Origin of the sequence: Citrobacter farmeri (genome assembly GCF_019048065.1) — a bacterium.
Taxonomy (GTDB): domain Bacteria; phylum Pseudomonadota; class Gammaproteobacteria; order Enterobacterales; family Enterobacteriaceae; genus Citrobacter_A; species Citrobacter_A farmeri.
On record NZ_CP077291.1, the window covers coordinates 4,406,785 to 4,426,683 of the forward strand.

The 19,899-nt window shown below is 52.8% G+C and carries 19 protein-coding genes and 1 pseudogene; 11 read left to right on the forward strand and 9 right to left on the reverse strand.

The window, feature by feature from the left end; translation table 11 throughout:
- Positions 1-14: 14 nt before the first annotated feature.
- Positions 15-587, reverse strand: a complete 573-nt coding sequence (gene ppiA, locus I6L53_RS20885; RefSeq protein ID WP_042322832.1) for a peptidylprolyl isomerase A — start codon at positions 585-587, stop codon at positions 15-17.
- A 265-nt stretch (positions 588-852) separates the two neighbouring features.
- Here ppiA and tsgA point away from each other — a divergent pair, with 265 nt between their 5' ends.
- The 6 genes from tsgA (at position 853) to I6L53_RS20915 (ending at position 7,889) form a co-directional block, all read left to right on the forward strand.
- A complete protein-coding gene (gene tsgA / locus I6L53_RS20890; RefSeq protein ID WP_042322834.1) occupies positions 853-2,031 on the forward strand; it encodes an MFS transporter TsgA in 1,179 nt (392 codons plus the stop codon).
- 320 nt (positions 2,032-2,351) lie between these two features.
- Positions 2,352-4,895, forward strand: a complete 2,544-nt coding sequence (nirB, locus tag I6L53_RS20895) for an NADPH-nitrite reductase large subunit (RefSeq protein WP_042322837.1) — start codon at positions 2,352-2,354, stop codon at positions 4,893-4,895.
- Positions 4,892-5,218 (forward strand): nitrite reductase small subunit NirD, encoded by a 327-nt coding sequence (gene nirD / locus I6L53_RS20900; protein ID WP_042322839.1) that lies wholly within the window; start codon positions 4,892-4,894, stop codon positions 5,216-5,218. Before nirB ends, nirD begins: the two co-directional genes overlap by 4 nt.
- Positions 5,219-5,282: 64 nt before the next feature.
- A complete protein-coding gene (gene nirC / locus I6L53_RS20905) occupies positions 5,283-6,092 on the forward strand; it encodes a nitrite transporter NirC (RefSeq protein WP_042322840.1) in 810 nt (269 codons plus the stop codon).
- A gap of 11 nt (positions 6,093-6,103) precedes the next feature.
- Positions 6,104-7,477 (forward strand): siroheme synthase CysG, encoded by a 1,374-nt coding sequence (gene cysG, locus I6L53_RS20910; RefSeq protein ID WP_042322842.1) that lies wholly within the window; start codon positions 6,104-6,106, stop codon positions 7,475-7,477.
- Between the two features lie 244 nt (positions 7,478-7,721).
- A complete protein-coding gene (locus I6L53_RS20915; protein ID WP_042322844.1) occupies positions 7,722-7,889 on the forward strand; it encodes a YhfL family protein in 168 nt (55 codons plus the stop codon).
- A gap of 62 nt (positions 7,890-7,951) precedes the next feature.
- Here I6L53_RS20915 and I6L53_RS23675 read toward each other — a convergent pair.
- A pseudogene (locus I6L53_RS23675) lies at positions 7,952-8,095 on the reverse strand (IS200/IS605 family transposase); the annotation flags it as partial.
- A gap of 344 nt (positions 8,096-8,439) precedes the next feature.
- Between I6L53_RS23675 and frlA the strand changes: the two are divergent.
- The 5 genes from frlA to I6L53_RS20940 all read left to right on the forward strand — a co-directional run bounded on the left by frlA (position 8,440) and on the right by I6L53_RS20940 (position 13,312).
- A complete protein-coding gene (frlA, locus tag I6L53_RS20920; protein ID WP_042322847.1) occupies positions 8,440-9,777 on the forward strand; it encodes a fructoselysine/psicoselysine transporter FrlA in 1,338 nt (445 codons plus the stop codon).
- 21 nt (positions 9,778-9,798) lie between these two features.
- Entirely contained in the window at positions 9,799-10,821 is a 1,023-nt protein-coding gene (gene frlB, locus I6L53_RS20925; RefSeq protein ID WP_042322848.1) for a fructoselysine 6-phosphate deglycase, read from the forward strand.
- Between the two features lie 49 nt (positions 10,822-10,870).
- The gene (frlC, locus tag I6L53_RS20930) at positions 10,871-11,698 is read left to right on the forward strand and encodes a fructoselysine 3-epimerase (RefSeq protein WP_042322850.1); all 828 of its coding nucleotides are present in this window, start codon (positions 10,871-10,873) and stop codon (positions 11,696-11,698) included.
- On the forward strand, positions 11,698-12,483 hold the full coding sequence (gene frlD, locus I6L53_RS20935; RefSeq protein WP_042322852.1) for a fructoselysine 6-kinase: 786 nt from the start codon (positions 11,698-11,700) through the stop codon (positions 12,481-12,483). Before frlC ends, frlD begins: the two co-directional genes overlap by 1 nt.
- Positions 12,484-12,580: 97 nt before the next feature.
- A complete protein-coding gene (locus I6L53_RS20940) occupies positions 12,581-13,312 on the forward strand; it encodes a GntR family transcriptional regulator (RefSeq protein ID WP_042322855.1) in 732 nt (243 codons plus the stop codon).
- A 50-nt stretch (positions 13,313-13,362) separates the two neighbouring features.
- On the opposite strand, the gene trpS is transcribed toward I6L53_RS20940, so the two are convergent.
- From trpS to aroK, 7 genes are all read right to left on the reverse strand, one after another.
- A complete protein-coding gene (gene trpS, locus I6L53_RS20945) occupies positions 13,363-14,367 on the reverse strand; it encodes a tryptophan--tRNA ligase (RefSeq protein WP_042322857.1) in 1,005 nt (334 codons plus the stop codon).
- Positions 14,360-15,118, reverse strand: a complete 759-nt coding sequence (gene gph / locus I6L53_RS20950) for a phosphoglycolate phosphatase (RefSeq protein WP_042322859.1) — start codon at positions 15,116-15,118, stop codon at positions 14,360-14,362. The genes trpS and gph overlap by 8 nt, the downstream gene beginning before the upstream one ends.
- A complete protein-coding gene (gene rpe, locus I6L53_RS20955) occupies positions 15,111-15,788 on the reverse strand; it encodes a ribulose-phosphate 3-epimerase (RefSeq protein ID WP_042322860.1) in 678 nt (225 codons plus the stop codon). Before rpe ends, gph begins: the two co-directional genes overlap by 8 nt.
- A 17-nt stretch (positions 15,789-15,805) precedes the next feature.
- Entirely contained in the window at positions 15,806-16,642 is an 837-nt protein-coding gene (gene dam / locus I6L53_RS20960; protein ID WP_042322862.1) for an adenine-specific DNA-methyltransferase, read from the reverse strand.
- Between the two features lie 66 nt (positions 16,643-16,708).
- On the reverse strand, positions 16,709-17,983 hold the full coding sequence (gene damX, locus I6L53_RS20965) for a cell division protein DamX (RefSeq protein ID WP_042322864.1): 1,275 nt from the start codon (positions 17,981-17,983) through the stop codon (positions 16,709-16,711).
- 97 nt (positions 17,984-18,080) lie between these two features.
- Entirely contained in the window at positions 18,081-19,169 is a 1,089-nt protein-coding gene (gene aroB, locus I6L53_RS20970; RefSeq protein ID WP_042322866.1) for a 3-dehydroquinate synthase, read from the reverse strand.
- Positions 19,170-19,227: 58 nt separating this feature from the next.
- Entirely contained in the window at positions 19,228-19,749 is a 522-nt protein-coding gene (aroK, locus tag I6L53_RS20975; protein WP_042322869.1) for a shikimate kinase AroK, read from the reverse strand.
- Positions 19,750-19,899 lie beyond the last annotated feature (150 nt).

Genomic DNA, 19,899 nt, shown 5'->3' on the forward strand with positions numbered 1-19,899 from the left:
CGCGCGGGAATGGATTACGGCAGGACTTTTGCGGAAAGGATAACAACCGGTTTTGACGGCACATTCTGGTAAGGACCGACATCATGGGTCGGAACCTGGGAGATCTTGTCGGCCACGTCCATCCCTTTCACAACTTTACCAAATACGGCATAGCCAAAATCACGCTGGCCGTGATCGAGGAAAGCATTATCCGCCACGTTGATAAAGAACTGGCTGGTCGCGCTGTCTTTATCGGCAGTACGCGCCATCGCAATGGTGCCGCGCGTGTTACGCAGACCGTTGTCAGCTTCATTTTTGATCGGTGGGTTGGGTTTCTTCTGCTGCATCTGCTCAGTGAAGCCGCCGCCCTGGACCATGAACCCCGGAATCACGCGGTGAAACGTGGTGTTGTTATAGAAACCGTTGTTCACATAATCGACAAAGTTTTGCACTGAAACAGGCGCTTTCTGGCTATTCAGTTCCAGTTCAATATTACCTGCAGAGGTTGTCAGCAAAACATGCGGATCCCCTTTTGCTGCCAACGCTGCGGGAGAGAGAGCAGAAAGGGCGAAAACAGCTGCAACAGCCGCCAGGGTCGATTTGAGCATGAGATTTCCTTTAGGAGAGCGGTAACAAAAGCCAGTGGGTTGATTCTAAAGAGCCTTCAGGAACAAGGCCATCCCTTTACCTAATTTTACGTACCTGAAACATATGTAACTTCATCAGCGCGTTAATTATTGTGATTCACATCACTTTTAAAAATGTAACAGAACCAGAAATTACCAATAAAAGTTTAAATACATCACTAAAACGCCTAAAATCCGCCCGTTCCCGGCGCCGTCAATGCGCTTTACTTCCATTTACAGGCCAGTCATGACTAACAGCAATCGTATCAAGCTCACATGGATTAGCTTTCTTTCCTACGCCCTTACCGGTGCGTTGGTTATTGTCACCGGGATGGTGATGGGAAACATTGCAGACTATTTCCATCTGCCGGTTTCCAGTATGAGTAACACCTTCACCTTCCTGAACGCTGGTATTTTGATCTCCATTTTCCTTAATGCCTGGCTGATGGAAATTATCCCGTTGAAAACGCAACTGCGTTTCGGCTTTATCCTGATGGTGCTGGCCGTGGCGGGATTGATGTTCAGCCATAGCCTGGCCCTGTTCTCCGCTGCGATGTTTGTGCTGGGGCTGGTCAGCGGGATCACGATGTCGATTGGGACGTTCCTGGTTACACAGATGTATGAAGGCCGTCAGCGCGGTTCTCGTCTGCTGTTTACCGACTCCTTTTTCAGTATGGCTGGGATGATCTTCCCGATGGTCGCCGCGTTCCTGCTGGCACGCAGCATCGAATGGTACTGGGTGTACGCCTGCATCGGACTGGTCTATGTGGTTATTTTTCTTCTGACCTTCGGCTGTGAATTCCCGCCTCTGGGCAAACACGCGCCGCAGAGTGACACGCCGGCCGTGAAAGAGAAATGGGGCATTGGCGTCCTGTTCCTGTCTGTCGCCGCGCTGTGTTACATCCTCGGTCAGTTGGGCTTCATCTCCTGGGTACCTGAGTACGCGAAAGGACTGGGGATGAGCCTGAACGACGCCGGTACGCTGGTCAGCAACTTCTGGATGTCGTACATGTTCGGGATGTGGGCCTTCAGCTTCATTCTGCGCTTCTTCGATTTGCAGCGCATTCTGACCGTGCTGGCCGCACTGGCTACTGTGCTGATGTACCTGTTCATCACCGGTACGCCTGAACATATGCCGTGGTTTATTCTGGCACTGGGTTTCTTCTCCAGCGCCATCTATACCACCATCATTACCCTGGGCTCACAGCAAACCCGAGTGGCCTCGCCAAAACTGGTTAACTTCGTACTGACCTGCGGGACCATCGGCACCATGCTGACGTTTGTCGTTACCGGTCCTATTGTGGCGCACAGCGGCCCTCAGGCCGCGCTGCTCACCGCGAATGGCCTGTACGCCATCGTCTTCGTCATGTGTTTCATCCTTGGCTTTGTGACCCGCCATCGCCAACACGGTTCAGCAACACAATAATCTGAAAGCCGGGTACGCTTCAGATACCCGGCCTGTTTATCAGACGCTATTGCAGGCCGGATAAGACGCTTTAGCGCCCTGTCCGGCAACCGGCTTTTCCCCTCCTCCAGACGAGGTAGACCTGCCCGTCTAAAAACCCTTTAATTTGTATGTTATTCGTACAATATCGAAAAGTCTGATATTTCCTCAACTTAAGAAAATACTGTCAAATCAGCAATATACCCATTAAGGAGTATATAAAGGTGAATTTGATTTGCATCAATAAGCGGGGTTGCTGAATCGTTAAGGTAGGCAGTAATAGAAAAGAAATCGAGGCAAAAATGAGCAAAGTCAGACTCGCTATCATCGGTAATGGTATGGTCGGCCATCGCTTTATTGAGGACCTTCTTGATAAATCCGACGCCAGCCTGTTCGATATTACTGTTTTCTGCGAAGAACCCCGCAAGGCATACGACCGTGTGCACCTGTCATCCTACTTCTCACATCACACCGCCGAAGAACTGTCTCTGGTCCGGGAAGGATTTTACGAGAAGCACGGCGTTAAAGTGCTGGTCGGCGAACGTGCGATTACCATTAACCGCCAGGAAAAAGTGATTCACTCCAGTGCGGGCCGTACGGTTTACTACGACAAGCTGATTATGGCGACCGGTTCTTATCCGTGGATCCCACCGATTAAAGGTTCCGAAACCCAGGACTGCTTCGTTTATCGCACCATTGAAGACCTCAACGCGATTGAATCCTGCGCTCGTCGAAGCCGTCGTGGTGCGGTCGTCGGCGGCGGTCTGTTAGGTCTGGAAGCGGCAGGCGCGCTGAAAAACCTCGGCGTAGAAACCCACGTGATTGAATTCGCCCCAATGCTGATGGCTGAACAGCTTGACCATATGGGCGGCGAGCAGTTGCGTCGCAAGATTGAAAGCATGGGCGTGCGTGTGCACACCAGCAAAAACACCCAGGAAATTGTTCAGCAAGGTACAGAAGCGCGTAAAACCATGCGTTTTGCCGACGGTAGTGAGCTGGAAGTGGATTTCATCGTCTTCTCCACCGGTATTCGCCCACGCGACAAGCTGGCGACGCAGTGTGGTCTTGAGGTCGCACCACGCGGCGGGATCGTGATCAACGATGCCTGCCAGACGTCTGACCCGGATATCTACGCCATCGGTGAATGTGCGAGCTGGAATAACCGGGTGTACGGTCTGGTCGCACCAGGCTACAAAATGGCGCAGGTCGCCGTTGACCATATCCTCGAAAACGAAAATGCCTTCGAAGGCGCAGATCTGAGCGCCAAGCTGAAACTGCTGGGCGTTGATGTCGGTGGTATCGGCGACGCGCATGGTCGCACGCCCGGTGCCCGTAGCTACGTTTACCTCGACGAAAGCAAAGAGGTCTACAAACGCCTTATCGTAAGCGCTGATAACAAAACGCTGCTCGGCGCCGTGCTGGTGGGTGATACCAGCGATTATGGCAACCTGCTGCAACTGGTGCTTAATGCCATCGAACTGCCAGAAAACCCGGACTCGCTGATCCTGCCCGCCCATGCAGGCAGCGGTAAACCGTCTATCGGCGTGGATAAACTGCCGGACAGCGCACAAATTTGCTCCTGCTTCGACGTCACTAAAGGCATGCTGGTCGCCGCCATCAACAAAGGTTGCCACACCGTTGCCGCGCTGAAAGCCGAAACCAAAGCCGGTACTGGCTGCGGTGGTTGTATCCCGCTGGTCACCCAGGTACTGAACGCCGAGCTGGCGAAACAGGGTATCGAAGTGAATAACAACCTGTGTGAGCACTTTGCGTACTCGCGTCAGGAACTGTTCCACCTGATTCGCGTGGAAGGCATCAAAACCTTCGAAGAATTGCTGGCGAAACACGGTAAAGGTTACGGCTGCGAAGTGTGTAAACCGACCGTAGGTTCTCTGCTGGCCTCCTGCTGGAATGAGTACATCCTGAAACCGCAGCACACGCCGTTGCAGGATACCAACGACAACTTCCTGGCGAATATTCAGAAAGACGGGACCTACTCCGTGATCCCTCGTTCTGCCGGTGGTGAAATCACCCCGGAAGGCCTGGTCGCCGTGGGCCGTATCGCCCGCGAATTTAACCTGTACACCAAAATCACTGGGTCTCAGCGTATCGGCCTGTTCGGCGCGCAGAAAGATGACCTACCGGAAATCTGGCGTCAACTGATTGAAGCCGGCTTCGAAACCGGTCATGCCTATGCCAAAGCGCTGCGAATGGCAAAAACCTGCGTGGGTAGCACCTGGTGCCGTTACGGCGTGGGCGACAGCGTAGGCTTTGGCGTTGAGCTGGAAAACCGTTACAAAGGCATTCGCACCCCGCACAAGATGAAGTTCGGCGTTTCCGGCTGTACCCGTGAATGTGCGGAAGCCCAGGGCAAAGACGTCGGTATCATCGCGACCGAGAAAGGCTGGAACCTGTACGTCTGTGGTAACGGCGGGATGAAACCTCGTCATGCGGATCTGCTGGCAGCGGATATCGACCGTGAAACCCTGCTCAAATACCTCGACCGCTTCATGATGTTCTACATCCGTACGGCGGACAAACTGACCCGTACCGCACCCTGGTTAGACAATCTGGAAGGCGGTATCGAGTATCTGAGATCCGTCATCATCGACGACAAGCTGGGTCTGAATGCCCATCTGGAAGAAGAGATGGCCCGTCTGCGCGAAGCCGTGGTCTGCGAGTGGACGGAAACCGTTAACACGCCGTCAGCCCAGACGCGTTTCAGACACTTCATCAACAGCGACAAACGCGATCCAAACGTTCAGGTGGTGCCTGAACGTGAACAGCATCGTCCGGCCACGCCGTACGAACGCATCCCGGTCACTCTGGTGGAGGAAAACGCATGAGCCAGTGGAAAAACATCTGCCACATTGATGACATCCTGCCAGCAACCGGCGTCTGCGCGTTGTTAGGCGAGGAACAGGTCGCCATCTTCCGTCCGTATCACAGCGACCAGGTGTTTGCGATCAGCAACATCGACCCGTTCTTTGAGTCCAGCGTGCTGTCCCGCGGGCTGATTGCGGAACATCAGGGTGAACTGTGGGTCGCCAGCCCGTTGAAAAAACAACGCTTCCGTCTGAGCGACGGCCTGTGCATGGAGGATGAAAGTCATTCCGTGGCACATTACGAGGCGCGGGTGAAAGACGGCATTGTGCAACTGCGCAGTTGATGAATTTTAGGGAGGCACTACGCCTCCCTTTTTTAACATTTATTATTTTTGGGGATAATCAATTATGTTCACAGATACGATTAACAAATGTGCAGCGAACGCTGCGCGTATCGCCCGCCTGTCGGCAAATAACCCGCTCGGCTTCTGGGTCAGTTCTGCAATGGCAGGCGCTTACGTTGGCCTCGGCATCATTCTGATTTTCACCCTCGGTAACTTACTCGACCCGTCCGTACGTCCGCTGGTGATGGGCGCAACTTTTGGGATCGCCTTAACGCTGGTGATTATTGCCGGTTCCGAACTGTTCACCGGTCACACGATGTTCCTGACGCTTGGCGTCAAAGCGGGCACCATCAGTCAGGGGCAGATGTGGGCAATTTTACCGCAAACCTGGTTGGGTAACCTGGTCGGTTCCGTGTTCGTCGCCCTGTTGTACAGTTGGGGTGGCGGCAGCCTGCTGCCGGTCGATACCAGCATTGTGCACTCCGTTGCGCTGGCAAAAACCACGGCACCTGCAATGGCCCTGTTCTTCAAAGGTGCACTGTGTAACTGGCTGGTTTGTCTGGCAATCTGGATGGCAATTCGCACCGAGGGTGCCGCGAAATTTATCGCTATCTGGTGGTGTCTGCTGGCGTTTATCGCGTCCGGCTATGAACACTCGGTGGCCAACATGACGCTGTTTGCCCTCTCCTGGTTTGGTCACCACAGTGAAGCCTATACCCTGGCAGGGATTGGTCATAACCTGTTGTGGGTAACACTCGGCAATACTTTGTCCGGTGTCGTGTTCATGGGATTAGGTTATTGGTATGCTACGCCAAAATCGGAGCGACCTGCTCCGGCAAAAATCAACCAAACTGAGGCTGCTGCCAATAATTAAGGGGTAATGTCGTGGATCATTTGCCTATATTTTGTCAACTACGTGACCGCGACTGTCTTATTGTCGGCGGTGGTGATGTCGCAGAACGCAAAGCGCGGTTACTGCTGGAAGCAGGCGCCCGTTTAACGGTTAATGCGCTGGCGTTTATTCCGCAGTTCACCGTATGGGCAAATGAAAACATGTTAACGCTGGTGGAAGGGCCGTTTGATGAAGCCCTTCTCGACCCGTGCTGGCTGGCGATTGCCGCGACCGATGACGACGCTGTGAATCAGCGCGTCAGCGATGCCGCTGAATCTCGTCGTATCTTCTGTAACGTCGTGGATGCCCCAAAGGCTGCCAGTTTCATCATGCCATCGATTATTGACCGTTCGCCGCTGATGGTAGCGGTCTCCTCCGGCGGCACCTCACCGGTGTTGGCCCGTCTGCTGCGTGAAAAGCTGGAATCCGTATTACCTCAACATTTGGGCCAGGTCGCGCAGTACGCCGGGCAACTTCGTTCCCGGGTGAAACAACAGTTTGCCACGATGGGTGAACGTCGCCGCTTCTGGGAAAAGCTGTTTGTTAACGACAGACTGGCGCAGTCGCTGGCTAATGCCGACCACAAAGCGGTAGAAGAAACCACTGAGCAGATACTCAGCGAGCCGCTGGATCATCGCGGTGAAGTGGTGCTGGTGGGCGCAGGTCCTGGTGATGCTGGTCTTCTGACGCTGAAAGGACTGCAACAGATACAGCAGGCCGATGTGGTGGTTTATGACCGTCTGGTTTCTGACGATATCATGAACCTTGTGCGTCGCGACGCCGACCGTGTGTTTGTGGGTAAACGTGCGGGTTACCACTGTGTTCCGCAGGAAGAAATTAACCAAATTCTGCTGCGGGAAGCGCAACAGGGCAAACGCGTTGTTCGTCTTAAAGGCGGTGATCCCTTTATCTTTGGTCGTGGTGGTGAAGAGCTGGAAACGCTGTGTCACGCTGGCATTCCATTCTCCGTGGTACCAGGGATTACGGCGGCTTCAGGTTGTTCCGCCTACTCCGGTATTCCGCTGACCCACCGTGACTACGCTCAGAGTGTACGTCTGGTTACCGGGCACCTGAAAACAGGCGGCGAACTGGACTGGGAAAACCTGGCGGCAGAGAAACAGACACTGGTGTTCTACATGGGGCTGAATCAGGCTGCCACCATCCAGCAAAAACTGATCGAATTTGGTATGCAGGCAGATATGCCGGTTGCCCTGGTTGAGAACGGCACTTCAGTGAAACAGCGGGTCGTGAACGGCGAACTGTCGCAATTGGGTGAACTGGCAACGCAGGTGGCAAGTCCGGCATTGATCATTGTTGGGCGGGTCGTCGGACTGCGCGACAAGCTGAACTGGTATTCAAACCATTAAAGCAAACTATCTGAGTATTAAGGCCGGATATTTCCGGCCTTTTTTATTTCCCTTCGGGAAACGATCCAAATATGGACTATTAATTATCCATGTAATTACAATAAATTAAGCTTATTGTATCTTTTCCTATTAACGTAGTTACTGACGCCAAAATAATATTGCTATATCGTTTTAGATGAACAGAAGAATTATATTCACTTCTTCAATCAGTAACTTTTATATATTTAACACATAGGGAATGTAAATGAGTAAATTCATTAAAATGGCACTGGTAGGTGCTGCCCTGGCAACGCTGACAGCCTGTACAGGTCATATTGAAAACCGTGATAAGAACTGCTCTTATGATTATCTGTTGCACCCTGCCATTTCTATTTCAAAAATAATCGGCGGTTGCGGCCCGGCAGCACAGTAATTGTATTCAATCTCGATTGCGTAGAGATAAAGAATCCACCTGCATAGCAGGTGGCTTTGATATTACCCCCTGAAAAGGGGGATTAAACCCAACCCTTCCAGCCCGGGTTGAATTTGTCTTTTTTCTTTGGCTACGTTGTCCTTATACCGTAAATATCGTCGGATTATTTCTTCGTTTGCTCCTGCCTGTTCTTCAAAATCCCCTTTTACTTACTCCTTGATTTGCTGGTAACAAGCCAGGGCAGTATTTAGCATGGGCATTCTACGGTCAAAACCCCACATGAACGATCACCACCTCAGTCGGTGGCGGTTTCAGATTGATCATCAAAGGATCGCTCTGTCGGTATTTTTTACCCATAAATACAATTAGTTAATCTAAACCATCTCATCCATGCCACGTACGATGGCTATTTTGTGATCTTTATCCACAATACAATTCATCATACGTTGTTATATTGGTTATGAGTCATCATGTAGCAATAACTTCATATGCTGTAGATGCTCGCAGGCGACCCTTTTTGACCCTACAACATTCTAAAAAAGGTATTGATATGGAAAGCCAGGAACTTCAACGCAAGCTAGGCTTCTGGGCCGTGCTCGCTATCGCCGTTGGGACAACCGTCGGCTCCGGTATTTTCGTTTCAGTAGGTGAAGTAGCGAAAGCGGCAGGCACGCCATGGTTGACCGTGCTCGCCTTTGTTATCGGTGGTTTGATTGTCATTCCACAAATGTGCGTCTATGCGGAACTATCGACAGCTTACCCGGAAAACGGCGCAGATTATGTTTATCTTAAAAATGCGGGAAGCCGCCCTCTGGCATTCCTTTCCGGCTGGGCAAGCTTCTGGGCCAATGATGCCCCTTCACTCTCGATCATGGCGCTTGCAGTCGTCAGTAATCTCGGGTTCCTGATACCGATTGATCCACTGATCGGCAAGTTTATCGCGTCGGCGCTGATCGTCATGTTCATGCTGCTGCACCTGCGCTCTGTGGAAGGAGGCGCCGCATTCCAGACGTTGATTACTATCGCCAAGATCATTCCGTTCACTATCGTTATTGGCCTTGGGATCTTCTGGTTTAAGACCGATAATTTTTCAGCTCCAGACACCGCTGTCGTCAGCGCAACAGGCGGGTTTATGGCGCTTCTTGCCGGTATTTCAGCGACCAGTTGGTCATACACCGGCATGGCCTCGATCTGCTATATGACAGGCGAGATTAAAAACCCTGGCAAAACGATGCCACGCGCACTGATTGGTTCCTGCTTGCTTGTTCTGGTGCTCTACACCCTGTTGGCACTGGTGATTTCAGGCCTGATGCCGTTCGAAAAACTCGCGGCCTCAGGAACGCCGATCTCTGATGCGCTGACATGGATCCCTGCGCTGGGCAGTACCGCCGGTATTTTCGTGGCGATCACCGCGATGATCGTGATCCTCGGCTCGCTCTCAAGCTGTGTGATGTATCAACCCCGCCTTGAGTATGCGATGGCAAAAGATAAGCTGTTTTTCAAATGCTTTGCTCATGTTCATCCGAAATATAACACCCCGGATGTCTCTATCGTGCTGCAAGCCGCGCTGGGTATCTTCTTCATCTTTGTCTCCGATCTGACCAGCCTTCTGGGCTACTTCACCCTGGTAATGTGCTTCAAAAATACGCTCACCTTTGGCTCGATCATCTGGTGCCGTAAACGGGAAGACTACAAGCCCCTGTGGCGTACTCCGGCATTCGGTCTGATGACCTTTCTTGCCATCGCGTCAAGCCTGATCCTGGTCGCATCTACCTTTGTTTGGGCCCCGATTCCAGGGCTTATCTGCGCCGTTATTGTTATTGCTACTGGCCTCCCCGCTTATGCCTTCTGGGAAAAGCGCAACCGCCAGCTCGCTACCTTGCCGTAATATTATCTGGAGATTATTGAAATGTTGGATATTGATAAAAGCACCGTGGACTTCCTGGTTACCGAAAATATGGTACAAGAGGTGGAAAAAATCCTGTCTCAGGATGTCCCACGTGTTCATGCCATTGTGGGCGAAATGGTTCGTCGCAATATTGATCGCATTTACTTTGTGGCCTGCGGCTCGCCGCTGAATGCCGCGCAAACCGCAAAACTCCTTGCGGATCGTTTTTCCGATCTTCAGGTGTACGCCATCTCCGGCTGGGAATTCTGTGACAACACACCTTACCGTCTCGACAATCGTTGCGCCGTCATCGGCGTTTCCGACTACGGTAAAACAGATGAAGTCATTAAAGCGCTCGAACTGGGTCGCGCCTGCGGTGCGCTCACTGCGGCATTCACGAAACGTCCGGACAGCCCAATCACGGCGGCAGCCGAGTTTGTCGTTGATTATCAGGCCGACTGCATCTGGGAAATTCATCTCCTGCTGTGCTACAGCGTAGTGCTGGAAATGATTACCCTTCTTTCCCCCGCACCTGAGATCGGCAAAATTAAAAACGATCTACGCAAATTACCTGAGGCACTGGGCTATCTGGTGCGTAACTGGGAAGAAAAAGGGCGCCAGTTGGGTGAGCAGGCCAGCCAGTGGCCGATGATTTACACTGTTTCTGCGGGTCCTTTGCGCCCGTTAGGTTACAAAGAAGGTATCGTCACGCTGATGGAGTTTACCTGGACGCATGGTTCAGTTATCGAAAGCGGCGAATTTCGTCACGGCCCGCTGGAGATTGTCGAACCCGGTATCCCCTTCCTGTTTCTGCTGGGTAACGACGAAAGCCGTCACACTACCGAGCGGGCAATCAGCTTTGTGAAGCAGCGTACTGATAACGTCATCGTGATTGATTACGCCGATATCGCTCAAGGCTTACATCCCTGGCTCGCACCGTTCCTGATGTTCGTACCGATGGAATGGCTCTGCTACTACCTCTCTATTTACAAAGATCACAACCCGGATGAACGCCGCTACTACGGCGGCATTGTGGAATATTAATCCCTTAACCTGGCCCGGCCAAAAGCCGGGTTTCCCAAGGAGCAATATGATGAAAACAGGTATGTTTACCTGCGGCCACCAGCGGCTGCCCGTTGAGCACGCATTTCGGGATGCACGCGAACTTGGTTACGATGGCATTGAACTGTGGGGAGGTCGTCCTCATGCCTTTGCACCCGATCTAAAAGCTGGCGGTATTCGCCAAATCAAAGCGCTCGCCGAAACATATCAACTGCCCATCATCGGCTATACGCCAGAAACCAACGGTTACCCATATAACATGATGATTGGCGACGAGCGCATGCGCCGGGAAAGCCTGGACATGATTAAACTGGCAATGGACATGGCAAAGGAGATGAACGCGGGCTATACGCTTATCTCTGCGGCGCATGCAGGCTACCTCGCTACGCCGAACGACATCTGGGCGCGTCTTGCTGAAAATCTGAGTGAGCTTTGTGAGTACGCCGAAAACATCGGGATGGATTTAATTCTGGAGCCTCTTACCCCATATGAATCGAACGTGGTCTGTAATGCCAATGATGTTCTGCGAACGCTGGCACTGGTTCCCTCACCGCGGCTGTTCAGTATGATCGACATCTGTGCGCCTTACGTTCAGGCCGAACCGGTGATGAGCTATTTCGACAAACTGGGCGAGAAATTGCGTCATCTGCACATTGTCGACAGTGACGGAGCGAGTGATACCCACTACATTCCCGGCGATGGCAAGATGCCGTTGCGTGAGCTGATGCGAGATATCATCGACAGGGGCTATGACGGTTATTGCACCATTGAGCTGGTGACCATGTACATGAACGAGCCACGGCTTTATGCACGCCAGGCGCTGGAGCGCTTTCGAGCATTGTTACCGGAGGACGTATAATGAAAAAACTGGCGACCATTGGGGATAACTGTGTAGATATTTACCCGCAGTTGAATAAGGCTTTCTCTGGCGGCAACGCAGTCAATGTCGCCGTTTACGCCACGCGCTACGGCATGCAACCCGGCTGCGTCACCTGGGTTGGCGAAGACGACTACGGTCATACGCTCAGGCACGATCTGGCCCGCAAGGGAATCGATATTAGCCATGTACACACAAAGCCAGGCCTGACCGCGCAAACGCAGGTCACACTGAACGGGAGCGATCGGGTGTTTGGTGACTACACCGAAGGGGTAATGGCCAACTTTGCGCTCAGCGAAGAGGATTATCGCTGGCTTGGCGATTACGACATCATCCACTCGGCTATCTGGGGGCATGCTGAAGACGCATTTCCTCGCCTGTATGCCGACGGGAAGATAACGGCATTCGACTTTTCCGACAAGTGGGATAGCCCCCTATGGCAAACGCTCCCACCGCATCTCGACTTTGTTTTTGCCTCCGCTCTGGTTGAGGATGACGCACTTTGCCTGCGTATGAAAACAATTGTGGGGCAAGGCGCTGGTGCGGTGATCGTTACGCTCGGGGAAAACGGCAGTATCGCCTGGGATGGCAGGCAGTTCTGGCGCCAAATGCCGGACCCGGTCACGGTTGTCGATACGATGGGCGCTGGCGACTCTTTTATCGCCGGTTTTCTCTGCGCCCAGGCATCAGGCAAGTCATTACCTGAAGCGATGAAGCAAGGTACAGCCTGCGCGGCTCAAACAATCCAGTATCACGGAGCCTGGTAGCCACGGCGTTGGCGTGAGTCTCTTCACGCCAACACCCTGTTACTTACAAAGAAACGACTCTATAATCCGCCTATTACTCTCTTTTTCAGGGTCGATTATGCCAGCTACGGATCGCTACTCACATCAGCTCCTCTACGCAACAGTACGCCAGCAACTGCTGGACAATATTGCGCAGGGAATCTATCAGCCGGGCCAACAGATACCTACGGAAAGCGAGCTCTGTACGCAATACAACGTCAGCCGCATCACTATCCGAAAAGCCATCAGCGATCTGGTCGCCGACGGCGTATTGATCCGCTGGCAGGGGAAAGGCACGTTTGTGCAGAGTCAGAAAGTCGAAAACGCGCTGCTCACCGTCAGTGGGTTTACAGATTTTGGCGTTTCACAAGGCAAACCGACCAAAGAGAAAGTTATCGAACAAGAGCGGATTAACGCGTCGCCATTTTGTGAGAAGCTCAATATTCCAGGTAATAGCGATGTCTTCCATCTGAGCCGCGTTATGTATCTCGATAAAGAACCACTCTTTATTGATAGCTCCTGGATCCCGCTCTCACGTTATCCTGATTTTGATACGCTTTATACGGAAGGGGCCTCTACTTATCAGTTATTTCAGGAGCGTTTCGATACGCGAGTGGTGAATGATAAAAAAACGATCGATATCTTTGCCGCCACACGAGCTCAGGCGAAATGGCTCAGGTGTGAACTGGGCGAACCGCTTTTTCGTATCAGTAAGATAGCCTTTGATCAAAATGACAAACCTGTTCATGCCTCTGAGCTTTTTTGCCGTGCCAATCGCGTGACACTGACGATTGATAATCAGCGCCATTAATACGCAATAAAAAAGAGGACCGTGGCCCTCTTTTTTGTTTCTACCCTAACTTACGGCTTAGCAACAAAACCAATCGCTTCGTAGACTGCTTTCAGCGTAGCCGATGCACGCGCACTGGCTTTTTCCGCACCGTCTTTCATCACCTGCTGCAGGAAGGCTTCGTCGTTACGGAAACGGTGATAACGCTCCTGCAGCTCGGTCAGCATGCCGGAAACCGCGTCGGCAACTTCGCCTTTCAGATGACCGTACATTTTGCCTTCGAAGCTCTGTTCCAGCTCAGGAATGCTCTTGCCGGTCACAGCAGAGAGAATATCCAGCAGGTTGGACACACCGGGTTTCTCTTTAACGTCATAACGCACAACCGGCGGCTCTTCCGAGTCAGTCATGGCTCGTTTAAGTTTTTTCACCACCGATTTCGGATCTTCCAGCAGACCAATCACGTTATTGCGATTGTCGTCCGACTTGGACATCTTTTTCGTCGGCTCCAGCAGAGACATCACGCGGGCACCTGATTTAGGAATAAACGGTTCAGGAACTTTAAAGATCTCACCATACAGCGCGTTGAAACGCTGGGCGATATCGCGGCTGAGTTCCAGATGTTGTTTCTGGTCTTCACCCACCGGCACCAGGTTGGTCTGATACAGCAGAATATCTGCCGCCATCAGTACCGGATAATCAAACAGGCCGGCGTTAATGTTCTCAGCGTAACGCGCTGACTTATCTTTGAACTGAGTCATACGGCTCAGTTCACCAAAGTAGGTGTAGCAGTTCAGCGCCCAACTCAGTTGCGCATGTTCAGGCACGTGGGACTGAACGAAAATGGTGCTTTTTTCAGGATCGATACCGCACGCAAGGTAGAGCGCCAGCGTATCCAGCGTCGCTTTACGCAGTTGCTGGGCATCCTGACGAACGGTGATGGCATGCTGGTCAACGATGCAATAGATGCAATGGTAGTCATCCTGCATGTTCACCCACTGACGCAGTGCACCCATATAGTTGCCAATGGTCAATTCACCTGAGGGCTGTGCGCCACTAAAAACGATGGGCTTAGTCATTTTTCGATTCCTGATTTTCGCTATGCGGAAGCCCGAGAGCGGGCAGTAGTTCACTAATGCGGTCGTAGATGACGTCTGGCTGGCTCAGCGCGATCGGTTCACCGTAGTTGTAGCCATAGGTGAGGCCAACGGACGGGCAGCCAGCGGCTTTTGCCGCCTGAATATCATTACGCGAATCCCCAACGAAGAGCAATTGCTCTGGCGCAATGCCGAGCTTACTTGCCACCAGCAGCAGCGGATCCGGATGGGGTTTTTTGTTCTGGACATCGTCACCGCCAATGACCACGCTGAAGTATTTACTGATATCCAGCGCGTCGAGCAATGGCGCAACAAACGGCGTCGGCTTGTTGGTCACCAGGCCGAGCGGCAGCCCTTTGGCGTGCAGCGCGCCCAGCGTATCGGCGACATCAGGGAACAGGAACGTCCCCTCTTCAGCGACATCCCCATAGTAACGGTTAAACAGCTTACGCAGAATACGCACCTGCTCCTCGGCGGGAATATCCTCATCGACCGGTGATTTGCCCATCGTCTTACGCAATGTGGCGCGTTCCTGACGAGACCAGGTTAACGCACGCTCCATCAATACATCAGCACCGTTGCCAATCCAGGTAATAACGCGCTCTTCACCGGCAACCGGCAGTTCCAGCGCGTACAGCGCCATGTCCACTGCGGTACTCAATCCCGGCGCGCTGTCCACCAGCGTACCGTCGAGGTCAAAGGCGACGCCTCGAATATCCTGCAATTTATCCATGACTTACCTTTGCCAGTTCGCTGCGCATCTCATCAATGACTTTCTTGTAGTCTGGCTGATCGAAAACGGCGGAACCGGCGACAAACATGTCAGCCCCTGCGGCGGCGATTTCAGCAATATTGCTCGCCTTCACACCACCATCCACTTCGAGGCGAATGTCATGGCCCGACTCGTCAATGCGACGACGGACTTCCCGCAGTTTGTCCAGCGTTTGCGGAATGAAGGACTGGCCGCCAAAGCCCGGGTTAACGGACATCAGCAGGATCACATCCAGCTTGTCCATCACATAGTCCAGATAGCTCAGCGGTGTCGCCGGGTTGAAGACCAGTCCAGCTTTACAGCCATGCTCTTTGATCAGTTGTAGCGAGCGGTCAACATGTTCGGAGGCTTCCGGGTGAAAGGTAATGATGCTGGCGCCTGCGGCAGCGAAATCCGGGATGATTCGGTCCACCGGTTTCACCATCAGATGCACATCGATGGGGGCCGTAATACCGTATTTACGCAGGGATTTCAGTACCATCGGACCCATGGTCAGATTCGGTACATAGTGGTTGTCCATGACGTCAAAATGCACGACGTCACCACCGGCAGCCAGAGCTTTCGCGGTGTCCTCACCCAGGCGAGCAAAATCAGCCGACAGGATTGAGGGGGCAATCAAATACTGTTTCATCCGCTTCTCCTTGAGAATTATTTATTCACAGGCGTTGCGACTCCTGGTTTGTACAGAGCCAGCAGTTCGTCCACCTTTTTACGTGTGCCGCCGTTGCTGCTTATACTGCGCCGCACTTTGACCTGAAAATGTTCCGCCGCTTTGTACCATTCGCGGGTATCGGGCGTGTCATGATTCGAAATTAACACCGGGATCTGCTTACTGACCAGCTTTTCGGCCATCTTCGCCAGATGGGCCTGCTCTTTCGGGCTGAAGCTGTTGGTATGATATGCGGTGAAATTCGCCGTCGCTGACAGCGGGGCGTAGGGCGGATCGCAATAGACAACCGAGTTCGCATCCGCTTGCTCCATGCACTCATCATATGAGAGGCAGTGGAATTCCGCATTCTGCGCTTTTTCCGCAAAGTGATACAACTCAGCTTCCGGGAAGTAAGGCTTTTTGTAACGTCCAAACGGCACGTTAAACTCGCCGCGCAGATTATACCGGCACAGGCCGTTGTAACCATATCGGTTCAGATACAGGAACAGGACCGCACGACGGAAAGGCTCCTGGCTGGCATTGAACTCTTCACGGAACTGGTAGTAAACCTCAGCCTGATTGGTCTCTGGGCTAAACAGTTCACGGGAAGCCTTCACGTATTCATCGGTACGGGTCTTCACGATCTTATAGAGACTGATGAGATCGCTGTTGATATCGGCAAGAATATAACGAGAAAAGTCGGTGTTAAGAAACACCGACCCTGCACCCACAAAGGGTTCAACCAGGCATTCACCCTGCGGTAAATGCCGTTTGATGTCGTCGAGCAGGGGATATTTTCCCCCTGCCCACTTCAGAAAAGCGCGATTTTTTTTCATGCTGACTAACTAATTACACCTTCTCCGGCTGTGGAGAAAGCTCCGACAGCATCCTGCGCTTTAACATTATTTCAGATCGGCCTGTACCTGATGCAGCGGTTTGGCCCACGGATTTTTTGCCTGCACATCGGCTGGCAGCGTGGAAACCGCGCGTTTCGCATCTTCTTTCGAGGCGTACACGCCAGACACCAGAACATACCACGGTTGACCGTTACGCGTCGTCTGATACACCACATAGTTTTTCAGATTCTCTTTCTTCGCCCAACCGTTCAGATTGTCGTAGTTAGAAGAGCTGCTGAGCTGCAGGGTGTAATGGCTGGACGGTGCGGACTTCAGCGACCCGACGTTACCGGTGCTTTTGCCAGCCGCTGCGCTACTTACCGCTGGCGCTGTCTGAGCAGGTGCTGCCGTTTGTGCTGGCGCTGCCGTCTGTACCGGTGCGGCGTTGGTCGTCGTCTTCGGCGCTGCGGTGGCTACGGGTTCAGTGCGTTTAGGCTGGGCCGTCGGCTTTGACTCCGCTGGCGTCGCTTTCGCGGTTGTCTGCGGTTTCTTCGGCTCAATCACAACCTGCTTACGTTCCGGACGCGTGGTGGTCGGGCGCTCGCTGCCAGGTGCAGCAGCCGTCTGGCTCGACGTATTACCATTACGCACGGGTGCAACGGTCGCCGGTTCTGTCGGCAGCGTGGAGTTCGCCACCACATTGCTCACCTGTTCCTGGCCCTGCGGTTGCGTCAACGCATTATTCAGATCGCCCTGCACTTCTACACGCTGCTGACCTTCTGCGGTCGCTGGCGTTTGTCCCTGCGTCGGCGTGGAGGAAATTGGTGGCAGAGAAACATCCTGCGGCGTGTTGCCCGCTGTCTGTTCAGCAGAGGTACTTCCCGGAGCCGGTTGGGCACCGTTTGCCTGGTCAGCAGCATTACCGGAGAGATCGATACTCTTCTCGCCAGACGCCGTTTGCGCGTCTGAAGACGGGGTGGAAGGCGCTTTCAGCGCAGAGCCAATACCGATGATCAGCAGCAGCAGAACCAGCACGCCCACGCCCATCATCATGTACTGACGGGAAGCAGGTTTACCGGCGGCTTTTTTACGCTTGCGCGGACGACGCTCTACGCGTTCTTCATCCACGAGCTCTTCATCATTGGAATCGTAATCCTCTTCCCTCTCTTGCTCATCAAGGCGTTCTTTACGCCCGCGCGCAGGACGGCGATCGTCAGCATCCAGATCAACATCATCAAAGTTGATCTGCGGTTCGCCGCGTTCTGAAGATTGACGAGAACGACCAGTACGACGATCGCTGGGATCGGGTTTCAGCTCGTCTTCTGGTTTGAATTCATCCATTTAACACCCCACTCAAAGGCTAATGCTTACGACGTTGCAACTAACCTGAATCTAAATGGCCGATACGTAAGCCGTATCAGTCCGACCTTTCTTGTTGTTACGCCTGCTGGCAATCAGCGATAGCGTTAAGAACTACCTCGTGCGACACTCCGCCGCGTACTTCACTTTTCCCTATTGCCAGCGGAAGGACTAAGCGCATTTCTCCCGCCAACACTTTTTTATCACGCAACATGTGCGGCAGGTAAGCCTGCGCTGACATCTCGCGCGGTCCATGAACCGGCAAGCCGGCACGTTTGAGTAACGTGATGATGCGCTGCGTATCGTCTGGCGCAAACTGCCCCAGACGTTCCGACGTGCGCGCAGCCATTACCATACCCGCTGCGACCGCTTCACCATGTAACCAATTGCCATATCCCATTTCAGCTTCAATGGCATGACCGTACGTATGCCCAAGATTCAGTAAAGCACGTAAGCCGGTTTCGCGCTCGTCTGCGGCAACAACTTCGGCTTTCAGCTCACAACAACGACGAATACACCAGGCCATTGCCGTCCCGTCCAGACGCAACAGCGCATCCAGATTCTCTTCCAGCCAGCTAAAGAATTCGCCATCAAGAATAATGCCGTACTTGATCACTTCTGCCAGACCGGACGCCAGTTCGCGAGCAGGCAGCGTTTTCAGACAGTCAAGATCCACCACCACGGAGGCCGGCTGGTAAAACGCACCGATCATGTTTTTGCCGAGGGGATGGTTTACAGCGGTTTTACCGCCAACGGAGGAGTCAACCTGCGACAGAAGCGTCGTCGGGACCTGGATGAAGCGAACACCGCGCTGATAGCTGGCCGCGGCAAAACCGGTCAGATCGCCAATGACACCGCCGCCAAGTGCGACCAGGGTCGTATCGCGACCATGCGGTTTTTGCAACAAAGCGGTGAACACCGTATCCAGTACCGTCAGGCTCTTGTACTGCTCGCCGTCAGGCAGGATGACGCTATCAACGTTCACACCCGCTTGTTCAAGTACGCTGCGAATCTTATCAAGATAAAGGGGGGCCAGGGTTTCGTTGGTGACCAACATAACCTGATCGCCCGATTTCAGCGGTAAGAATGAAGCTGGTTCGTTAAACAAACCAGCCGCGATGGTGATAGGGTAACTACGTTCCCCGAGAGTGACGGTAATCCTCTCCATGACGCGACATCCACCTTAATGACTTATACCCGCTTACCGAGTGTGTATTAAGCCAGAATCAGTTGCTTTCCAGCATATGAATAATCTGGTTTGCAACGACTTTGGCGCTCTGATCATCGGTACGAATGGTTACGTCAGCAATCTCTTCATACAGCGGATTGCGTTCGTCGGCCAACGCCTCCAGAACTTCACGAGGCGGCGCTTCTACCTGCAACAGCGGACGTTTTTTATCGCGCTGCGTACGCGCAAGTTGTTTTTCGATGGTCGTTTCGAGATATACCACGACGCCACGCGCGGAAAGACGATTACGGGTTTCACGCGATTTTACAGAGCCACCGCCGGTAGCCAGCACAATACCCTGTTTTTCCGTCAATTCGTTGATGACTTTCTCTTCACGATCGCGGAAGCCGTCTTCACCTTCTACGTCGAAGACCCAGCCCACATCAGCTCCGGTTCGTTTCTCAATCTCTTGATCAGAATCGTAAAATTCCATATTGAGTTGTTGAGCTAACTGGCGCCCAATAGTGCTTTTTCCGGCACCCATAGGCCCAACCAGAAAGATATTGCGTTTCTCTGCCATTTTTTCGGTACTACTAAGACTATTCGTTAATGATAAACCCGCGTCGCAGACACTGAGCGCAGCAGGACATGAACTGAAACCTCATAAGATATTGCGAGAGTCAGACTGAAAATTATCTCAATACTCAAGCAGGTTTGGCAACTGAATAAA